General features: G+C 59.6%; 17 protein-coding genes. 10 read left to right on the plus strand and 7 right to left on the minus strand.

The window, feature by feature from the left end; translation table 11 throughout:
• Positions 1-3 precede the first annotated feature (3 nt).
• A complete protein-coding gene (locus ACR809_RS06875; protein WP_002913804.1) occupies positions 4-570 on the minus strand; it encodes a glycine cleavage system transcriptional repressor in 567 nt (188 codons plus the stop codon).
• Positions 571-723: 153 nt separating this feature from the next.
• Between ACR809_RS06875 and dapA the strand changes: the two genes are divergently transcribed.
• From dapA to ypfH, 6 genes are all read left to right on the plus strand, one after another.
• Positions 724-1,602, plus strand: a complete 879-nt coding sequence (gene dapA / locus ACR809_RS06880; protein WP_002913803.1) for a 4-hydroxy-tetrahydrodipicolinate synthase — start codon at positions 724-726, stop codon at positions 1,600-1,602.
• 16 nt (positions 1,603-1,618) lie between these two features.
• Complete coding sequence (gene bamC, locus ACR809_RS06885; protein ID WP_004149279.1) at positions 1,619-2,653, plus strand: outer membrane protein assembly factor BamC; 1,035 nt, start codon at positions 1,619-1,621, stop codon at positions 2,651-2,653.
• A 216-nt stretch (positions 2,654-2,869) separates the two neighbouring features.
• Positions 2,870-3,583 carry a phosphoribosylaminoimidazolesuccinocarboxamide synthase gene (purC, locus tag ACR809_RS06890; RefSeq protein WP_002913801.1) on the plus strand — a complete coding sequence of 238 codons (714 nt, stop codon included), beginning with the start codon at positions 2,870-2,872 and terminating at the stop codon, positions 3,581-3,583.
• A gap of 119 nt (positions 3,584-3,702) precedes the next feature.
• Entirely contained in the window at positions 3,703-4,578 is an 876-nt protein-coding gene (ypfJ, locus tag ACR809_RS06895) for a KPN_02809 family neutral zinc metallopeptidase (RefSeq protein WP_002913800.1), read from the plus strand.
• Positions 4,579-4,587: 9 nt separating this feature from the next.
• Positions 4,588-6,591 (plus strand): tRNA(Met) cytidine acetyltransferase TmcA, encoded by a 2,004-nt coding sequence (locus tag ACR809_RS06900; RefSeq protein ID WP_122051142.1) that lies wholly within the window; start codon positions 4,588-4,590, stop codon positions 6,589-6,591.
• Between the two features lie 76 nt (positions 6,592-6,667).
• A complete protein-coding gene (gene ypfH / locus ACR809_RS06905; protein ID WP_015958790.1) occupies positions 6,668-7,363 on the plus strand; it encodes an esterase in 696 nt (231 codons plus the stop codon).
• Between the two features lie 48 nt (positions 7,364-7,411).
• On the opposite strand, the gene ACR809_RS06910 is transcribed toward ypfH, so the two are convergent.
• Genes ACR809_RS06910 through ACR809_RS06920 form a run of 3 tightly spaced genes read right to left on the minus strand, consistent with a single transcriptional unit; the run spans position 7,412 to position 9,126 of the window.
• Positions 7,412-7,615 carry a YpfN family protein gene (locus ACR809_RS06910; RefSeq protein WP_002913768.1) on the minus strand — a complete coding sequence of 68 codons (204 nt, stop codon included), beginning with the start codon at positions 7,613-7,615 and terminating at the stop codon, positions 7,412-7,414.
• Positions 7,616-7,641: 26 nt separating this feature from the next.
• Positions 7,642-8,769 (minus strand): succinyl-diaminopimelate desuccinylase, encoded by a 1,128-nt coding sequence (dapE, locus tag ACR809_RS06915; RefSeq protein WP_002913766.1) that lies wholly within the window; start codon positions 8,767-8,769, stop codon positions 7,642-7,644.
• A 3-nt stretch (positions 8,770-8,772) separates the two neighbouring features.
• Positions 8,773-9,126 carry an ArsC family reductase gene (locus ACR809_RS06920; RefSeq protein WP_002913764.1) on the minus strand — a complete coding sequence of 118 codons (354 nt, stop codon included), beginning with the start codon at positions 9,124-9,126 and terminating at the stop codon, positions 8,773-8,775.
• A gap of 365 nt (positions 9,127-9,491) precedes the next feature.
• Here ACR809_RS06920 and ypfM point away from each other — a divergent pair, with 365 nt between their 5' ends.
• Positions 9,492-9,551 carry a protein YpfM gene (gene ypfM, locus ACR809_RS06925; protein WP_100181659.1) on the plus strand — a complete coding sequence of 20 codons (60 nt, stop codon included), beginning with the start codon at positions 9,492-9,494 and terminating at the stop codon, positions 9,549-9,551.
• A 127-nt stretch (positions 9,552-9,678) separates the two neighbouring features.
• Here ypfM and acrD read toward each other — a convergent pair whose 3' ends face one another.
• A complete protein-coding gene (gene acrD, locus ACR809_RS06930) occupies positions 9,679-12,801 on the minus strand; it encodes a multidrug efflux RND transporter permease AcrD (RefSeq protein WP_122051143.1) in 3,123 nt (1,040 codons plus the stop codon).
• 372 nt (positions 12,802-13,173) lie between these two features.
• On the opposite strand from acrD, the gene aegA reads away from it, so the two are divergent.
• The 3 genes from aegA to ACR809_RS06945 all read left to right on the plus strand — a co-directional run bounded on the left by aegA (position 13,174) and on the right by ACR809_RS06945 (position 16,921).
• A complete protein-coding gene (gene aegA, locus ACR809_RS06935) occupies positions 13,174-15,156 on the plus strand; it encodes a formate-dependent uric acid utilization protein AegA (protein WP_122051144.1) in 1,983 nt (660 codons plus the stop codon).
• 58 nt (positions 15,157-15,214) lie between these two features.
• Positions 15,215-15,811: a GDP-mannose pyrophosphatase NudK gene (gene nudK, locus ACR809_RS06940; RefSeq protein ID WP_002913754.1), complete on the plus strand. Its 597-nt coding sequence runs from the start codon at positions 15,215-15,217 to the stop codon at positions 15,809-15,811.
• A 63-nt stretch (positions 15,812-15,874) separates the two neighbouring features.
• Complete coding sequence (locus ACR809_RS06945) at positions 15,875-16,921, plus strand: DUF1176 domain-containing protein (protein WP_048337207.1); 1,047 nt, start codon at positions 15,875-15,877, stop codon at positions 16,919-16,921.
• Here ACR809_RS06945 and tkt read toward each other — a convergent pair.
• Together tkt and tal are read right to left on the minus strand one after the other, a co-directional pair.
• Positions 16,911-18,905 (minus strand): transketolase, encoded by a 1,995-nt coding sequence (gene tkt, locus ACR809_RS06950; RefSeq protein ID WP_002913734.1) that lies wholly within the window; start codon positions 18,903-18,905, stop codon positions 16,911-16,913. The two genes, ACR809_RS06945 and tkt, sit on opposite strands and share 11 nt — an antisense overlap.
• Before the next feature lie 16 nt (positions 18,906-18,921).
• A complete protein-coding gene (tal, locus tag ACR809_RS06955) occupies positions 18,922-19,878 on the minus strand; it encodes a transaldolase (protein ID WP_004174884.1) in 957 nt (318 codons plus the stop codon).
• Between the last annotated feature and the right edge of the window lie 46 nt (positions 19,879-19,924).

A 19,924-nucleotide genomic window follows, 5' to 3' on the forward strand; every position in this document is an offset into this window, starting at 1 on the left:
GGGTTAAACTCCATCCTGTTCATCATGCTGTGAATAATTAACGATGTTAATACTGCCTTGTGCGTTCAGTTCTGTACATAGGGCTTTGAACGCTTGTTCGATATTTGCTGCATTTTGCGTCGCAGGACTGTGGGCAGTTATCTGGATAAAAAGCTGCGCGGAATCGCCGTCTCCCGGCTGCGTGCGGGACACCAGCTCCGCAATATTCATATTCCATGTATCGCACAGGGCAGTAAAGCGCTCGATGATATGCGGTGAGTCCGGCACCTCAACCTGGACCCAAACGGTGTTTGGCATGGCCTGCGGCGGGCGCGCAGTGGTGCGTTTCATCACGATCAACAGCTCCAGCTCCGCGCCTTTCAGCGGCAGCGTTGATTCGATCAGGTTAATCGCATTCCACGACCCGGAAAGCAGCATGATAAACGTAAACTCATCACCGAGCATGGCCAGCCGGCTGTCTTCGATATTACAACCGCAGCTGCTGACGTGGCGAGTGATCGTATTCACGATGCCGGGACGGTCAGCCCCCAGGGCGGTAATAACCAGATAGTGTTGTAATGAGGCTGTCAAACCTGTTCTTCCTTTAAAAAGGTGAGGTAACATTAGGAAAGCATAAAAAAAACCGCCATACAACATCCCTGATGGCGTCGGGTCTCTTGCTTTTATTACAGCTCCAAACGTAACATTGAGAATCTTGTCGCACTTCTGCTCTGAGGATGGCCCATGTTCACGGGAAGTATTGTAGCGCTTGTCACGCCGATGGATGAAAACGGTAATGTCTGCCGGACAAGCCTGAAAAAACTGATTGATTACCATGTCGCCAACGGAACCTCGGCGATCGTTTCGGTAGGGACTACCGGTGAATCCGCAACGCTGAGCCATGAAGAGCATGGCGACGTGGTGATGATGACGCTGGAGCTGGCCGACGGGCGTATTCCGGTTATCGCTGGAACGGGAGCCAATGCAACCGCAGAGGCGATTAGCCTGACCAAACGTTTTAACGATAGTGGTGTTGTTGGCTGCCTGACGGTCACTCCTTATTATAACCGTCCGACCCAGGAAGGCCTGTTCCAGCACTTTAAAGCTATCGCCGAACATACTGACCTGCCGCAAATTCTGTATAATGTGCCGTCCCGTACCGGTTGCGATATGCTGCCGGAAACCGTTGGCCGTCTGGCGGAAATTAAAAATATTGTCGGTATTAAGGAAGCAACAGGGAACTTAAGTCGCGTTCACCAGATCAAAGAGCTGGTTTCAGACGACTTTATTCTGCTGAGCGGTGACGATGCGACCGGTATGGACTTCATGCAGCTCGGCGGCGTAGGCGTGATTTCTGTTACGGCCAACGTGGCGGCGCGCGAAATGGCCGACATGTGCCGTCTGGCGCTGGCGGGTCAATTTGCCGAAGCTCGTGCGATTAACCAGCGTCTGATGCCACTGCATACAAAATTATTTGTCGAACCCAATCCTATCCCGGTGAAATGGGGATGCAAGGCGTTGGGTCTTGTGGCGACCGATACGCTGCGCTTGCCGATGACGCCTATCACCGATCATGGTCGTGAAGCCGTCACTGCCGCGCTGAAGCATGCCGGTTTGCTGTAAAGTTTAGGGAGATTTGATGGCTTACTCAGTACAGAAGTCGCGCCTGGCGAAGGTTGCGGGTGTTTCGCTGGTTCTACTCCTCGCGGCCTGTAGTTCTGACTCGCGCTATAAGCGTCAGGTGAGCGGTGATGAGGCCTATTTACAGGCATCACCGTTGAGCGAACTTCATGCGCCGGCGGGGATGATCCTGCCGATTCAGGTGGGTGATTACAATATTCCGGTGGCTAACAGCACCGGCGCGGTCGGTAAAGCGCTGGACATTCGTCCGCCGGCGCAGCCGCTGGCGCTGGTGAGCGGTGCGCGGACCCAGTTTAACGGCGATACCGCGACGCTGATGGTCGAGAACGGCCGCAGCGGTTCGCTGTGGGCACAGGTCACCAGTATTCTTCAGGCGAAGAACTACGTTATCGCCAAGCGCGATGATGCGAGCCAGACGCTGAACACCGACTGGGTTGAGTGGAACCGTCTTGATGAAGATCAGCAGTATCGCGGTCGTTATCAAATCTCCGTCAAACCGCAGGGTTATCAGCAAGCGGTGGTCGTTAAGCTGGTGAATCTGGAGCAGGCGGGTAAACCGGTTGCCGATCCGGCGTCTCTGCAGCGCTACAGCACCGCTATGCTGAACGTCATTTCGGAAGGCCTTGACATGAATGCCACCAGCGCCCAGAACGCCGCACAGCGCAGCGCGGGGGCCACCTTCGACGTGCAGAGCGCCGCCGACGATACCGGCCTGCCGATGCTCGTTGTTCGCGCGCCGTTTAACCTGGTGTGGCAGCGTCTGCCGGGCGCCCTCGAGAAAGTGGGGATGAAAGTGACCGACAGCACGCGCTCTCAGGGCAGCATGGCGCTGACCTATAAGCCGCTGTCTGACAGCAGCTGGCAGGAGCTGGGCGCACGTGACCCGCAGCTGGTCTCCGGCGACTACAAACTGCAGGTCGGCGACCTCGATAACCGCAGTAGCCTGCAGTTTATCGACCCGAAAGGCCACACCCTGACGCAGTCGCAAAATGACGCCCTGGTAGCCGTATTCCAGGCCGCATTTAACAAGTAATCAAAAGGGCTGGAGCAATCCGGCCCTTTTTCATGTATAGTGACGCAAACGTGTGCGTGGCCCTATAATCCTGTAAATCGCCGCGTTAAGGCTGCTCCAGTCGCCTGACTGCAGTTCGCCCCGCAAGCGTACAGCATCCGCTCCAACGCCCGTTGCAGGATGTTATGTAAGACCGACACGTCATTTTTTGGCTCAATATCACTGGAGTAGTGAAAGATGAAAAAGCAAGCTGAGTTGTATCGTGGTAAGGCGAAGACAGTATACAGCACCGATAATCCGGACCTGCTGGTACTGGAATTCCGTAACGATACGTCAGCAGGTGATGGCGCGCGCATTGAGCAGTTCGATCGTAAAGGCATGGTGAACAACAAATTCAACCATTTCATTATGAGTAAACTGGCAGAAGCGGGCATCCCTACCCAGATGGAAGCGCTGCTCTCCGATACCGAATGTCTGGTGAAAAAACTGGATATGGTGCCGGTAGAGTGCGTGGTGCGTAACCGTGCGGCAGGCTCGCTGGTAAAACGTTTAGGCATTGAAGAAGGTATCGAGCTGAATCCGCCGCTGTTCGACCTGTTCCTGAAAAACGATGCTATGCACGATCCGATGGTCAACGACTCCTACTGCGAAACCTTCGGCTGGGTGAGTAAAGAGAATCTGGCGCGGATGCGCGAGCTGACCTACAAAGCCAACGACGTGCTGAAAAAACTGTTCGATGACGCCGGTCTGATTCTGGTGGACTTTAAGCTGGAGTTTGGTCTGTTCAAAGGCGAAGTGGTGCTGGGCGACGAGTTTTCGCCGGACGGCAGCCGCCTGTGGGATAAAAACACCCTCGATAAAATGGACAAAGACCGCTTCCGCCAGAGCCTTGGCGGCCTGATCGAAGCCTACGAAGAAGTGGCTCACCGCCTGGGCGTTAAGCTCGACTAACCCGCCCGCCGCCAGAAGATGGCCTCATCTTCTGGCGTCTCTTGCTGTTTCCTGTGGTAATCCTGCGCTGAACCGCCTACGATCTCTGCTATTGATACATAACAGGGAATGAGGTGCTTATGCGCTGGCAAGGGCGTCGCGAAAGCGACAATGTTGAAGATCGACGTGGACAATCAGGCTCGCCGTTTGGCGGCGGCGGGGGCGGCGGCTTCCGTCTGCCGAGCGGGAAGGGCGGCATTGTACTGCTGATTATTGTGCTGGTGGCGGGCTACTACGGCGTGGATTTGACCGGCATGTTGACCGGCGAACCGATGCCGCAGCAGCAGACCTCCACGCAGCGCTCCATCAGTCCGAAAGACGATGAAGCGGCGAAGTTTACTTCCGTCATTCTGGCTACCACCGAAGATACCTGGGGGCCGATCTTTGAAAAGATGGGCCGCCAGTACCCGCAGCCAAAGCTGGTGCTCTATCGCGGCGCGACCCGTACCGGCTGCGGCACCGGTCAGTCGGTAATGGGCCCCTTCTATTGTCCTGCCGACAGTACGGTCTATATCGACCTGTCATTCTACGATGAGATGAAAAATAAACTGGGCGCCGACGGCGACTTTGCCCAGGGGTACGTCATTGCTCATGAAGTGGGTCATCACGTACAAAAACTGCTGGGCATTGAGCCGAAGGTCCGCCAGCAACAGCAGCATGCCACGCAGGCCGAAGCCAACCGCCTGTCGGTTAAGATGGAGCTGCAGGCAGACTGCTTCGCTGGCGTCTGGGGTCATAATATGCAGCAGCAGGATATTCTGGAAACTGGCGATCTGCAGGAGGCGCTGAACGCCGCCGAGGCCATCGGCGACGATCGTCTACAGCAGCAGAGCCAGGGACGCGTGGTGCCGGACAGTTTTACCCACGGCACCTCGAAACAGCGCTACACCTGGTTCAAACGCGGTTTCGATAGCGGCGATCCGGCGCAGTGCAATACCTTCGGCAGCGCGCTGTAATCGTCCCCCATGATGGACGCGCTGCTTAACCTCACCGCGCAAATGGCGCGGGAGGGGATCCGTCGCCTGCTGGTGCTCAGCGGCGATGAGAGCTGGACGCTGCAGCAGGCGCAGGCGCTACGGGAGAGGCTCGGCGGCGATGGCCTGTGGGTTGGCCCCGAGCCGGTTTCTGCGCCCTGCGTGGCGCCCGGCGCGCTGAAAACGCTGCTGGGGCGGGAAGTGATGCACGCCTTTTTCGATGCCCGGCGCGGGTTTGATGTGGCCGCCATGGCGGCCCTGAGCGGCACGCTGCGGGCGGGAAGCTGGCTGGTGCTGCTGACGCCCCCCTTCGCCGACTGGCCGACCCGGGCGGATGAGGACTCTCTGCGCTGGAGCGATACGCCTGACCCTATCGTTACCCCTAACTTTGTTCACCGCTGTTGTCGGCAGTTTATCGCCGATCCGGAGGTGTTGCTCTGGCGGCAGTCGGACCGGCCACGTTTCCCGCTGACCGCCCCGCGTCCAGACTGGCATCCCGCCGATGGCCGCCCGCAGGCCGAGCAGGCGGCAATCCTTGAGCAACTGATACGCCTGCCGCCCGGTATCGCGGCGGTGACGGCGGAGCGTGGACGGGGGAAGTCCGCGCTGGCGGGCATGCTCCTGCGCCAGCTTGGGGGCGAGGCCATCGTCACCGCCCCAACGCGTAGCGCTGTCGAGGTGCTGGCCAGCTTTGCCGGGGAGACGTTGCGCTTTATGGCGCCCGATGCGCTGCTGGCGTCGAAAGAAAAGGCGGCGTGGCTGATAGTCGATGAGGCCGCGGCTATCCCGGCTCCGCTTCTCCGGCAGCTGGTGAGCCGTTTTCCCCGCACGCTACTCACCACGACGGTGCAAGGGTACGAGGGCACCGGTCGCGGGTTCCTGCTGAAATTTTGCGCCAGTCTGCCCCATCTGCAATCGTTCACCCTGAGCGCCCCGATCCGCTGGGCGGCGGGCTGTCCGCTGGAGGCAGCCATCAGTCAGTTGCTTATCTTTAACGATGAAGCATTTCGCGACGCGCCGATGGGGGAGCTAGCCCTGGAGGCGGTCAATCAGTCCTGCTGGCAAACGCAGCCAGCGCTACCGGAGGCGATGTACCAGCTATTGTCCGGGGCGCATTACCGAACTTCCCCGCTCGATCTGCGGCGCATGATGGATGCTCCGGGCCAGGCTTTCCGCTGCGCTCGCGCCGGCGGCGCGGTAGCGGGCGCCCTGTGGCTGGTGGCCGAGGGGGGACTTTCTCGCGAACTGAGCTGGGCGGTATGGGCGGGTTTTCGCCGGCCGCGCGGGAATCTGGTCGCCCAGTCGCTGGCGGCGCACGGCGGCAGTCCCCTGGCGGCGACGCTGCGCGGGCTGCGGGTCAGTCGGATCGCTGTCCATCCCACCCGCCAGCGGGAAGGCCTTGGGCGGAAGATGATCGCCGATATCGCCGCCGATGCCGCTGGCTATGACTATCTCTCCGTCAGCTTCGGCTATACCGCTGAGCTGTGGCGCTTCTGGCAACGCTGCGGGTTTACCCTCGTACGGCTGGGTACCCATCGCGAGGCCAGCAGCGGCTGCTATACGGCGATGGCCCTCTATCCGTTGACCGCGGCAGGGCGCCAGCTGGCGCAGCGGGAGGCGCAGCGGCTGCAGCGCGATGAATACTGGCTTCGCCCGTGGCGAGAGGAATCCGCGCCGCTGCCGGCCGTCGCAGACGCTATGCTTAGTGATGAGGACTGGCTGGAAGCGGCGAGCTTTGCCTTCGCCCACCGCCCGCTGGCCGCGGCGCTGGGCTGCCTCAACCGCCTACTGATGCAGGCCGACATGCCGTTGCCGGCCCTGCGGGGACGACTGCAGGGCAAAGAGGAGGCCGCACTCTGCGCCGTGCTGCAGCTGACGGGGCGAAAAGCCTTGCAGGCGAGATGGCGTCGGGAGGCCGCTGACGCCTTGCGCTCCCTTGATGCAGCGCGCGCTGAGGCGCTGCGTCAGCAGGTGGCGCATCTGCAATTTTTTTAACTAACTCATTCAGTTAAATGGCATGGTCATATCTGGCGAGCGGCGTACACTGCCCGCAAACACTAAGGAGACAGCCATGAAACACGATCATTTTATTGTTCAAAGCCCTGCGGCGCCTGCGCAACAGCTGTTGCTGCTGTTTCATGGCGTAGGGGATAACCCGGTCTCCATGGGGCAAATCGGCAGCTGGTTCGCGCCGCAGTTTCCCGATGCACTGATCGTCAGCATTGGCGGGGTGGAACCTTGCGGCCCCAACGGTCGGCAGTGGTTTTCGCTGCAGGGGGTGACGGAAGAGAATCGTCAGCAGCGCATCGACGCCATTATGCCGACCTTTATTGAAATTGTACGCTACTGGCAGGAGAAAAGCGGCGTCAGTCCACTAGCCACCGCGCTGATCGGTTTCTCTCAGGGGGCGATTATGTCGCTGGAGAGTATCAAAGCGGCGCCGGATCTGGCTTCGCGGGTCATCGCCTTTAATGGCCGCTATGCGACGCTGCCGGAGACGGCAACGACGGCCACTACCATTCACCTGATCCACGGGGGTGAAGATCGGGTTATCGACCTGGCGTGGGCGGTGTCGGCCGAGGAGGCGTTACAGCAGGCGGGCGGCGACGTGACCTTAGATATTGTCGACGATCTCGGGCATGCCATTGACGATCGCAGTATGCAGTTGGCGATCGAGCGTCTGCGTTATACCGTGCCGAAGCACTATTTTGATGAGGCGCTGAGCGGCAGTACGCCAAAAGGGGATGATATCATCGAAATGCTGTAACCCCGGAGAGCGGGGTTACAGGCGGGCGGTACCGCGATAAAGGCAAATTTACGGTTTCTTCGACTGGTCGTGCTTCGGCCAGTCGTCGTCATCGTCCCATTTATCGTTAAAATCACGGTGCGGCGGCAGATCGGGTTTGTTGTTGAGGAATTTTTTGTGGTCAACGCGATTCAGATCTTTAATCACGTTGATAATTACCCCCACCAAAAAGACCAGCACCAGAATCCACCAGTGTTTAATAAGCCATTCCATGCGCGCTTCCTCTTTACGTCAATTCGTCAGGCGACCAGCTGTTCCATGACGCGTTGATACATCCGCGCCAGCAGCTGCAGGTCGGCGGCGTTCACACATTCATTAATTTTGTGAATCGTTGCGTTTACGGGGCCCAGCTCAACCACCTGCGCCCCCATGCGCGCGATAAACCGTCCGTCTGAGGTGCCGCCGTTGGTTAACAGCTGCGGTTTGATCTCATTATAGTGCTCAATCGCGTTGACGACCGCATCCACCAGCTTGCCCCGTCCGGTGAGGAACGGCTGGCCGGAGAGCCACCACTCCACGCTGTAACGCAGCTGGTATTTTTCCAGCAGGGCGATCACCCGGGATTTGATCATCTCGTCCGTCAGCTCCGTACTGAAGCGGAAGTTGAACTGGACGAACATATCGCCGGGGATCACGTTATTGCTGCCGGTGCCGGACTGCACGTTGGCGATCTGCATGCTGGTCGGCGGGAAGAACTCATTGCCTTTATCCCACTCGATATTGACCAGTTCCGCCAGCATCGGCGCCGCGCGGTGGACAGGGTTATCGGCAAGGTGCGGATAGGCGACATGCCCCTGCACGCCGTGAATAGTCAGGTTGCAGGTCAGCGAGCCGCGGCGGCCGTTTTTCACCACATCGCCGACCACTTCGGTACTGGAAGGTTCGCCGACCAGACAATAGTCCAGACGCTCGTTACGCGCCATCAGCGTCTCCACCACTTTGACGGTGCCGTTTTTGGCGCTGGCCTCTTCATCAGAGGTGATCAAAAACGCCAGTCGGCCCCTGTGGTTCGGGTACTGCGCGACAAAACGCTCTGCGGCAACCACCATCGCCGCCAGCGAGCCTTTCATATCCGCCGCTCCGCGGCCAAACAGCATCCCGTCGCGGATGGTCGGTTCGAACGGGGGATTGATCCAGCGGTCGGCGTCGCCTGCCGGGACTACGTCGGTGTGGCCGGCGAAGGCCAGCGTCTCGCCGTGGCCGCGCCAGGCCCAGAAATTCTGCGTATCGCCGAAATCCATCGGTTCAACGGTAAAGCCGATCGCACGCAGGCGTTCAATCATTAACGCCTGGCATCCCGCATCATCGGGGCTAAGGGAAGGGCGGCGAATAAGCTGCTGAGCCAGCTCAATGACCGGGCAAGACATAGACTATACCTCGTTAAACTGCTGATAACTTGCTTCACTAAAACCCAGCAGCATAGGACGACCGGGCGCGCAGAGCAATGGGCGTTTGATAATTGCCGGCATTTCCAGCATCAATGCGGCAGCGGCGTCGGCATTATCGATGCTATTGCGCAGCGACTCGTCGAGTTTGCGCCAGGTGGTGCCACGGGTGTTCAGCAGCGCCTGCCAGCCCAGCTCGGCAATAAAGGTATCCAGTTGCGCGCGCTCAAGGCCATCGGCGCGGTAATCATGGAAGCGATACTCAATCTGATGCGCTTCCAGCCAGCGGCGGGCTTTTTTAATGGTATCGCAGTTTTTAATTCCGTACATGGTGAGCATAGATAAACCTTTTACATTCAATTAAGCGGTTAACTCAGATATTTCCGAATATATAAGTCTTACTGAAATAATACGTGATTCAGATGAATAAATATAACTTTTTACCGGGGATCTCATTCGATATATCGGGTGGTTAAATGTTGGCCACCTGTGGGCATGATGTGAGGGCTTTAACATTATTGCAAAAATGTTGTCTGAGGTTGCTCTACGTCACATTATGTTTACATACGAAGCGGCATAGTAGCGACAACCAGAGATTTTATCTCTGTCAGCGGTCCATAAGACAATCAGAGCAATAGGGGAGCACAACTTCCCATCGGTAATGAAGTTATATAGAATCGACCATAATAATAAGAGAGGCTATTATGATTGAACATGAACTGGGGAACTGGAAAGACTTTATTGAAGGCATGCTTCGTAAATAAATTTCCGCAATGTGAGCAGGGGAATAACGCGAAGTAAATAAGCGCGCTAGGGTTCTGAACACATAAAGAAGGCGACCACCGTGGTCGCCTTTTCTGTTATTACGCCTCGCCGCCGAAGCTCGTCGGTTTATTGCGGACGCTCCTTTAGCGGAAAACGGCGACGCACCAGCACAAAGAACAGCGGCACGAAAAAGATCGCCAGCACGGTGGCGGAGATCATCCCGCCCATCACTCCGGTACCGACCGCATGCTGGCTGCCGGAACCGGCCCCGGTGCTGGTCGCCATCGGCAGCACGCCGAAGATAAACGCCAGCGAGGTCATCAGGATGGGGCGCAGGCGCTGACGGCAGGCCGACAGCGTGGCGCTGAGCAGATCCTGGCCCTTCTCGTTGAGCTCATTGGCGAACTCGACGATCAGAATGGCGTTTTTCGCCGACAGGCCGATCACCGTCAACAGACCCACCTGGAAGTACACGTCATTCTCCAGCCCGCGCATCCAGGTCGCCAGCAGGGCGCCAATCACCCCCAGCGGCACCACCAGCATCACCGAGAACGGCACCGACCAGCTCTCGTACAGCGCCGCCAGGCACAGGAACACCACCAGCAGAGAAATCGCGTACAGGGCCGGCGCCTGAGCGCCAGAGAGGCGTTCCTGGTAGGACATGGCGGTCCATTCGAGGCCAAAGCCGGTGGGTAATTGCGCGGCCAGCTTCTCCATCATGTCCATCGCGGTACCGGTACTGATACCCGGCGCCGCCTCACCGACGATCTCCACCGCTGAGTAGCCATTGTAGCGCTCCAGCCGCGGCGAGCCGGTCTCCCAGCGCGAGGTGGCGAAGGCCGAGAATGGCACCATCGTGCCGCTGCTGTTGCGCACGTACCAAAGATTGATATCGTCAGGCAGCATCCGGTATTTCGCCGCCGCCTGGACGTAGACTTTCTTTACCCGGCCGCGATCCATAAAGTCGTTGACGTAGCTCGACCCCCACGCGGTTTGCAGCGTATCGTTGATGTCGTCAATGGAGACGCCCAGCGCCTGCGCTTTACGCTGATCGATATCGACCTGCAGCTGCGGACTGTCATCGAGCCCGTTATGCCGGACGCGGGTCAACAGCGGATTTTTCCCGGCCAGCTCAAGCAGCGTATCGCGCGCCGCCATCAGCGCATCGTGCCCCTTCCCGGCATGATCCTCCAGCTCCATATCGAAGCCTGCCGAACTGCCGAGGCCGCTGATCGCCGGCGGGCTGCTGGCGATAACCCGCGCTTCGTTAATCTGATTAAACGCTTTGGTGGCGCGTTCAATAATGGCAAAGGAGGTGCCGGTTTGCGGGTCGCGCTGGTCCCAGTCTTTGAGACGAACGAACATGCGGGCCACGTTCTGCCCATTGCCGCCGGGGCCGGAGCCAACGGTAGCGAACACCGACTCGACGTTCTGCTTCTCGTTATTGAGGAAGTAATCTTCCGCCTTCTGCACCACCTTCAGCGTCTGCTGCTGGGTGCTGCCGCTCGGCAACTGGACCGAGGTGGTGAACATCCCGCGGTCCTCCAGCGGCAGGAACGAGGTCGGCAAATGCAGAAACAGGAACACCATCCCGCCGAGCAGGACGACGTAGATCAGCATCCAGCGCAGCGAGCGGTGCAGGATTTTGCCGACGAAGGTTTCGTAGCGGCTGGCGCTGCGGTTGAAGGTGCGGTTGAACCAGCCGAAGAAGCCTTTTTTTTCATGGGATTCACCTGGCTTAACCGGCTTAACCGGCTTAAGCAGCGTGGCGCAAAGGGCAGGGGTGAGGATCATGGCCACCAGCACCGAGAGGACCATCGCCGCGACGATAGTGATTGAGAACTGGCGATAGATGGCGCCGGTGGTGCCGCCGAAGAAGGCCATCGGCACAAATACCGCCGACAGCACCATCGCGATCCCTACCAGCGCGCCCTGAATTTGTCCCATCGATTTGCGGGTCGCCTCGCGTGGCGACAGGCCCTCCTCGCTCATGATGCGCTCGACGTTCTCCACCACCACGATGGCGTCATCCACCAGCAGGCCGATCGCCAACACCATCGCGAACATCGTCAGGGTGTTAATGCTGTAACCACAGGCATACAGCACCGCGAAAGTGCCCATCAGCACCACCGGCACGGCGATGGTTGGGATCAGGGTGGCGCGGAAGTTCTGCAGGAACAGATACATCACGAGGAAGACCAGCAGGATCGCCTCCAGCAGGGTTTTCACCACGTCGGTGATGGAAGCCTTCACGAAGGAGGTGGTCTCGTAGGCGACCTTATATTCCAGACCGTGGGGGAAAAACTGCGCCAGCTCATTGAGGCGATTGATCACGCGCTCCGCGGTGGCCATTTCGTTGGCGCCGGAAGCCAGCTTGATCCCGAGGCCTGAGGCCGGCTGGCGGTTGTAGCGGCTAAGATAGTCGTACTTCTCCGCCCCCATCTCGACGGTGGCGACATCGCCCAGCGTCACCTCTGAACCATCCTGATTGACGCGCAGAGTGATATTGCGGAACTGCTCCGGGGTTTGCAGCAGAGATTGCGAGTTGATGGTGGCGTTCAGCGCTTGCTTATCGACCGAAGGCGTCCCGCCAAGCTGGCCGACGGCAATCTGGGCGTTCTGCGAACTGATGGCGTCGGTAACATCCTTGGTGGTCATCTGGTAGCTGTTGAGCTTCGCCGGGTCGAGCCAGATGCGCATTGAGTATTGCGAACCGTAGGCGTCGATATCCCCCACGCCGTTGACGCGGCTGAGCGGGTCCTGGATGTTACTGGCGACGTAGTCGGCGATATCTTGTTTATCCATACTGCCGTCAGTGGAGACGAAGGCGAGCGTCAGGATATTGGTATCACCGGTCTTGCGTACCGTCACCCCCTGGTTTTGCACCGCCTGCGGCAGCTTACGCATCGCCGACTGTAGCTGGTTCTGAACCTGCTGCACGGCTTCATCCGGGTCGGTACCGGCGGTAAAGCTGAGGGTGATCGTCGCCTGGCCGGTGGCGCTGCTCTGGGAGGACATATACATCAGGTTATCGAGGCCGGTCATATTCTGTTCGATAACCTGAGTGACGGTATTCTCCAGGGTTTGCGCGGAGGCGCCGGGATAGTTGGCGGTGATCCGCACATTCGGCGGGGCGAGGTCGGGATACTGTTCAACCGGCAGCGACAAAATGGCAAGGGTGCCCGTCAGGCATAACAGGATTGCCAGCACCCATGCAAAAATGGGGCGATCGATAAAGAAATTCGCCATCAGAATAAAAACCTCATATGCACATTTTCTTGTTATTGCACAGCCTGTGCCACTTTAGCGCCAGCCTCTCCGGCAATCGTGGAGAAATTAAGGAGATAGTGTAATTTATCATGTTGCTTTTGCCGTATCGTAAAGAAACCTCGAGCTTTCCTGCCAGCAGGTAGCGAGTCTGCTTCGTCACCGCAGACCGGCGCATTATCCCTTGCCGGTGTGAAACCTCATTTCATTTAAGTCAAAAAAATTGATCCAAAACGGATTCTCTCCAGAAAAAGTTTATCCTGGGCAATTGGACATTGTTCCGGCGTCATCTTGTCGGGTAATAAATAGGCATGCGCATTGAGGGGTTATTCACCAAGAAGACAAAAGGAAGCCATGAACCACTTTATTTTGAGCGATAGCCGAAAGTGCATCGGCTGCCAGGCCTGCGAAGTGGCCTGCGTGATGGCGCATAACGAGGAGCAACACGTGCTGACCCCGCAGCGCTTTTTGCCACGTATCACCGTGATCAAAGCGGAGGGCCAGCGTAACGCCATCACCTGCCGCCACTGCGAGGACGCCCCCTGCGTCCGCAGTTGTCCCAACGACGCCATCGCCCAGTCCGGCGACAGCGTTCAGGTCCGTCAGGAGAAATGCATTGGCTGTAAATCCTGCATGGTGGCCTGCCCGTTCGGGGTGATGCAGGTGGTGGTGACGCCGCAGGCCGCAGGCCCGGTGAAAGCCAGCGCGCACAAGTGCGATCTATGCCAGGGCCGCGAGGCGGGGCCGGCCTGTGTGGAAAACTGTCCCGCGCAGGCGCTGACCCTCGCCGACGATGAGACGTTGATCACGCTGGCGAAGCAGCGGCGACTGCGCTCGGCATGCCAGGAGGTGCAGCCGTGGCAGCGCGCTACGCCGCTCTGCAGCCAGCCCAATGCTGGCGCGAAGGTCAGGCAAATGGCGATGACGCCCCCGCGCGGGGAGCCGGATAAGCTGGCGGCGGAGGTGCGTAAGAGCCACTTTGAGGAGATCTATCAGCCGTTCACCCCGCAGCAGGCGCAGCAGCAGGCCGCCCGCTGTCTCACGTGTGGGGAGCACAGTATTTGCGAATGGACCTGCCCGCTGCATAACCATATCCCGCAGTGGATCGAGCTGGTTAAAGCGGGGAATATCGCCGCCGCGGTCGCGCTTTCCCATCAGACCAACTGCCTGCCGGAGATCACCGGCCGCGTCTGTCCCCAGGACCGGCTGTGTGAAGGCGCCTGCACCCTGCGCGATGAAAGCGGGGCAGTCACCATCGGCAATATTGAGCGCTATATTTCCGACCAGGCGCTGGCCAGCGGCTGGCGTCCGGACCTTTCGCAGGTTAAGCCGAGCGGCAAGCGGGTGGCGATTATCGGCGCCGGGCCTGCCGGGCTGGCCTGCGCCGATATGCTGGTGCGCCACGGCGTCCAGCCGGTGGTCTTCGACCGTCATCCGGAGATTGGCGGTCTGCTGACCTTCGGCATTCCGGCGTTCAAGCTGGATAAATCGCTATTGGCCCGGCGGCGGGCGATCTTCAGCGAGATGGGTATCCGCTTTGAGCTCAATTGCGAGGTGGGGAAAGATATCTCCATGGCGACACTGCTGGCCGATTATGACGCAGTGTTCGTCGGCGCCGGAACCTATCGCTCCATGAAGGCGGGGCTGCCGAACGAAGAGGCCCCAGGGGTCTACGATGCGCTGCCGTTCCTCATCGCCAACACAAAACAGGTGATGGGGCTGGCGGCATCGGCGCAAGAGCCTTATGTCAACACCGCCGGGCTGAACGTGGTGGTGCTGGGCGGCGGCGATACGGCGATGGACTGCGTGCGCACCGCGCTGCGCCACGGCGCCCGCCAGGTGACCTGCGCCTATCGGCGAGATGAAGCCAACATGCCGGGCTCGAAAAAAGAGGTCAAAAACGCCCGCGAAGAGGGGGCGCTCTTTGAGTTTAACGTCCAGCCGGTGACGCTTGAGCTGGACGAGAACGGGCGGGTTAACGGGGTACGCTTTTTGCGCACCGAGCTGGGCGCTCCGGACGCCGGGGGAAGACGCCGTCCGACGCCGATCCCCGGCAGCGAGTTTGTTATGCCGGCAGATGCGGTGATCATGGCCTTTGGCTTCCACCCGCACCGCATGCCCTGGCTGGAAGCGGCGGGGGTGGCGCTGGACAGTCAGGGGCGTATTAAAGCCGGAGTGGAGAGCCGTTACCGTTATCAGACCAGTCAGGAGAAGATCTTTGCCGGCGGCGATGCCGTGCGCGGCGCAGACCTTGTAGTGACGGCGATGGCGGAAGGCCGTCACGCGGCGCAGGGGATCCTGGACTATCTGGCGCGGAAAACGGCGCCGCTTCACTGACGACAAACCCGGCTCCGCAGCGTAGTATGAGGGCGTCCTTTTACGCTGTGGGGTCGGTATGTCACTCAATATTCACGTCATTAAAGATAAAATCCTCTCTGAGAACTGGTTCGTACTACGCAACATGACCTATGAGCTGACGCGGGCGGACGGCAGCGTCGTGCGCCACAAGCGCGAGGTCTACGATCGCGGCAATGGCGCCACCGTGCTGCTGTATAACCGCCATAAGCAGACGGTGGTCCTGGTGCGTCAGTTCCGTGTCGCCACCTGGGTCAATGGCAATCATGACGGCATGCTGATTGAAACCTGCGCCGGGCTGCTGGACAACGACGAGCCGGAAGCCTGCATTCGTAAAGAGGCGGTGGAAGAGACCGGCTACGAAGTGGGCGAGGTGAGAAAGCTGTTTGAGCTGTTTATGTCGCCAGGGGGCGTCACCGAGGTAGTGCATTTCTTTATCGCCGAGTACAGCGACGCGCAGCGAACCACCAGCGGCGGCGGGGTGGATGATGAAGCCATCGAGGTGCTGGAGCTGCCTTTTAGCCAGGCGCTGCAGATGGTCGCTGACGGGGAGATCCGCGACGGTAAGGCGGTCATTCTGCTGCAATATCTGCAAACCTCCGGCCTGATGTCGGGGAACTCTGACAAATCCGATTGAGTAACCCGCTGCCGTTGTCCAGGATAGGCGCCGTGGTCGGGTTTATCTGGGGTCGGGCGGTTCATGCTTTTTCGCGTCATCTTTTTCCTTTTTCTGGCGGTGCTGCCTTGCTCGCAGGCATGGTCGGCACCGACGCAGCAGCGCTTCAAGGACTGGCTGGTCACCTGTAACAACCAAAATTTCTGCGTCACCCGTAACGTGGGGCTGCATCATGGCCTGGTGATGACCCTCAGCCGCAGCGCTGGGGCAGTCACTGACGCCAGTCTGCGTATCGAGCTGGGCGGCACCGGCAATCCAGTGGCGACGCTCGCGCCGATAGCGCCGCGCCTGCTGCTGGATGGTAAACCGCTGTCCCTGACCGACAAGCGCTGGCACATTGAAGATAAGCTCATTAAAACCGCCGACAGCGTGACGATCGATGCGTTTCTCCAGCAGGTTCAGGAGGGTAAAGCGCTCTCGCTGGCCAATGGCCTGCAGACCATCTCCCTGCAGGGGTTGAAAGCGGCTCTGTTTTTTATCGACGATCGGCAAAAGCGGGTAGGTAGCGAAACGGCCTGGGTCGGCAAAGGGGAAGAGCCGCCGCTCAGCGTACCGCCGGCGCCGGCGCTGCGCGCGGTGGCGAGCGCGGAAACGGCGCAGTCGCCGCTGGGGCGTGAGGAGCTCAACGATCTGATGGACTACGGTAATGAGCGGATGACCAACAGCCACTGCTCCCTCGATCCCTTCCGCCGTGAAATTCGCGTTACTGCGCTGACGGATGACAAAGTGCTGCTGATGACCAGCTGCGAATCCGGCGCCTACAACACCGTCTGGCTGGCCTGGCTGGTCTCCCGCCAGCGCCCCTATGTCGCCCGTCAGGTGCGGCTAACGTTGCCATTCCAGCCGCCGGGCGAGGCGCCGCGTGAGATTGAGCTGATCAACGCCAGCTATGATGACCGCCGCCATGAGCTGGTGACCCTGGATAAAGGCCGCGGGGCCGGCGATTGCGGGATCCAAACCCGCTGGCGTTTTGACGGCCAGCGGTTCAGCCTCTCCCGCTACGCGCAGCAGCCGACGTGCGACAACTGGCAGGGGCCAGATGCCTGGCCCACGCTGTGGATCACCCGTTAAGCACCTGTTCGGCGGTGGCGACGATATGGTCGACCGTAAAGCCAAAGAACGGGAACAACTGCTCTGCCGGGGCGGATTCGCCATAGCCGGTCATGCCGACGATCTTGCCTTTTAAGCCGACATATTTATACCAGTAGTCCGCTATCCCGGCTTCGACCGCCACCCGGGCGCTGACGTCCGACGGCAGCACCGATTCGCGCCAGGCCTCATCCTGGGCGTCAAACACATCAGTGGAAGGGAGCGAGACGACCCGCACATTTACCCCTTTGGCCAACAGTTTTTCCGCGGCCAGGACGGTGATCTCCACTTCCGAGCCGGTGGCGATGAGGATCAGGTCGGGTTTTCCGCCGGCATCCTTCAGCACGTAGCCACCCCGGGCGATATCCTGCACCTGTTCCGGGGTACGCGGCATCTGCGCCAGGTTTTGTCGCGACAGGATCAGCGCCGTCGGCCCGCCCTGTCGCGCGATAGCCGCCTGCCAGGCGACGGCGGTCTCCACCTGGTCGCAGGGGCGCCAGGTGCTGAAGTTGGGCGTTAGCCGCAGACTGGCCAGCTGTTCCACCGCCTGGTGCGTCGGCCCGTCTTCCCCAAGACCGATCGAGTCATGGGTATAGACCATGATCTGCCGGGCCTTCATCAGGGCTGCCATGCGCGCGGCGTTGCGGGCGTACTCCACAAACATCAGGAAGGTCGAGGTATAAGGAATAAAGCCCCCGTGCAGGGCAATGCCGTTGGCCACCGCGGTCATGCCAAACTCGCGCACCCCGTAGTGGATATAATTGCCCGCAGGATCTTCTTTAATCGATGTCGATCCAGACCAGATGGTCAGGTTACTCGGCGCAAGATCCGCAGAACCGCCCAGCAGTTCCGGGAGGTGCGGGCCGTAGGCGTTCAGCGCGTTTTGCGAAGCCTTGCGGCTGGCGATTTTCGCCGGCTCGGCCTGCAGTTTCGCCACGTAGTCGCGGGCGATCGCGGCAAAGTCTTCCGGCAGGGCGCCATTCATACGTCGGGTCAGCTCAGCGGCCAGCTCCGGGAACTGCTGCTGGTAGGCGGCGAATTTCTCGTTCCAGGCGTGCTCCGCTTTTTCCCCGCGCGGACGCGCATCCCAGCCCGCGTAGATCTCTTTCGGGATCTCGAACGGAGGATATTTCCAGCCAAGCTGCTGGCGGGCCAGCGCTACCTCTTTTTCGCCAAGCGCCGCCCCGTGAGACTCCTCTGAGCCGGCTTTGTTGGGCGAACCGAAGCCGATGATGGTCCGGCAGATAATCAGTGACGGTTTATCTTTCACCGCCTGCGCTTCCGTTATCGCCTGTTTGATAGCCTGCGGATCGTGGCCGTCGATATCGCCTATGACGTGCCAGTGATAGGCGCGGAAGCGTTCCGCCGTATCATCGGAAAACCAGCCTTCGGTTTTGCCGTCGATGGAGATGCCGTTGTGATCGTAAAAACCGATCAGCTTGCCCAGTCCGAGCGTGCCGGCCAGCGAACAGGCCTCATGGGAGATCCCCTCCATCAAACAGCCATCGCCCATGAACACCCAGGTGTGATGGTCAATGATCTCATGGCCGGGGCGATTAAATTGCGCCGCCAGCGTCCGTTCGGCGATGGCCATCCCAACGGCGTTCGCCAGCCCCTGGCCCAGCGGGCCGGTGGTGGTTTCCACCCCAGGGGTATAGCCATGCTCCGGGTGGCCGGGCGTTTTAGAGTGCAGCTGACGGAACTGCTTCAGTTCAGACAGCGGCAGATCGTAGCCGGTCAGGTGCAGCAGACTGTAGAGCAGCATCGACGCGTGGCCGTTGGACAAGATGAAACGGTCGCGGTCTACCCAGTCAGGGTTCTGCGGATTGTGCTTGAGAAAATCGTTCCACAGCACTTCGGCAATATCAGCCATCCCCATCGGCGCACCGGGATGGCCGGAGTTGGCTTTCTGCACGGCGTCCATACTCAGGGCGCGGATGGCGTTGGCAAGCTCTCTTCGGGACATATTTTTCTCCGTGAGACTAAAGTGACAGTTTGGCGGCAAGCAGATCTTCCAGTTTGCGCTGATCGACGGCGAACAGGCGGATCCCCTCCGCTAGCTTTTCGACCGCCATCGGATCCTGATTATGTTCCCAGCGGAACTCCGCTTCACTGAGCGGCACCGGACGCGGCAGGATCTGGCTGGCAGGGATCAGTTTGCGCACCACCGGGGTATCGCTGGCCTGCAGCTCTTTTAATAAAGGCGGGGCGATGGTCAACCGGTCGCAACCGACCAGCGCCAGGATCTGCTCGGTGCGGCGGAAGCTGGCGCCCATCACGATGGTGTTGTATTTATGCTGTTTGAAATAGTCATAGATATTGCGCACCGATTTCACCCCCGGATCTTCCTCCACCACGTAAGGCTCCAGCGGTTTGCGCGCCTGATACCAGTCATAAATACGCCCAACGAACGGGGAGATGAGATAAACCCCGGCCTCGGCGCAGGCCCGGGCCTGGGCGAAGGAAAACAGCAGCGTCAGGTTGCAGTGGATCCCCTCTTTCTCCAGCACCTCCGCGGCGCGGATCCCCTCCCAGGTGGATGCCAGCTTGATCAGGATCCGCGACTTATCAATGCCCATCTCCTGATACAGCGCCACCAGGTGGCGAGCCTTCTCGATACTTTTCTCGCGGTTGAAGGAGAGCCGGGCGTCCACCTCGGTGGAGACCCGCCCGGGAATGCTTTTGAGGATCTCCGCGCCAAAATTGACCGCCAGCTTATCGCAGGCGTGAGCCACCTGCGCTTCGCGGCCGCCACCCTGTTTTTTGGCCCAGGCGATAGCGTCGTCGATGAGGCCGCTATAGGACGCCAGGCCGGCGGCCTTCAGCAGCAGAGAGGGGTTGGTGGTGGCGTCTTCCGGATGGTAGTGGCGGATGGATTCGATGTCTCCGCTGTCGGCGACCACCGTGGTGAACTGCTTGATGCTGTCTAACTGATTCATGGATAAGTCCTCCTGGAACAAGGTGTTACATGAGTGCTTGCCGGTA

This window comes from Klebsiella sp. CD33 (assembly GCF_051992865.1).
Lineage (GTDB): Bacteria > Pseudomonadota > Gammaproteobacteria > Enterobacterales > Enterobacteriaceae > Klebsiella > Klebsiella pneumoniae.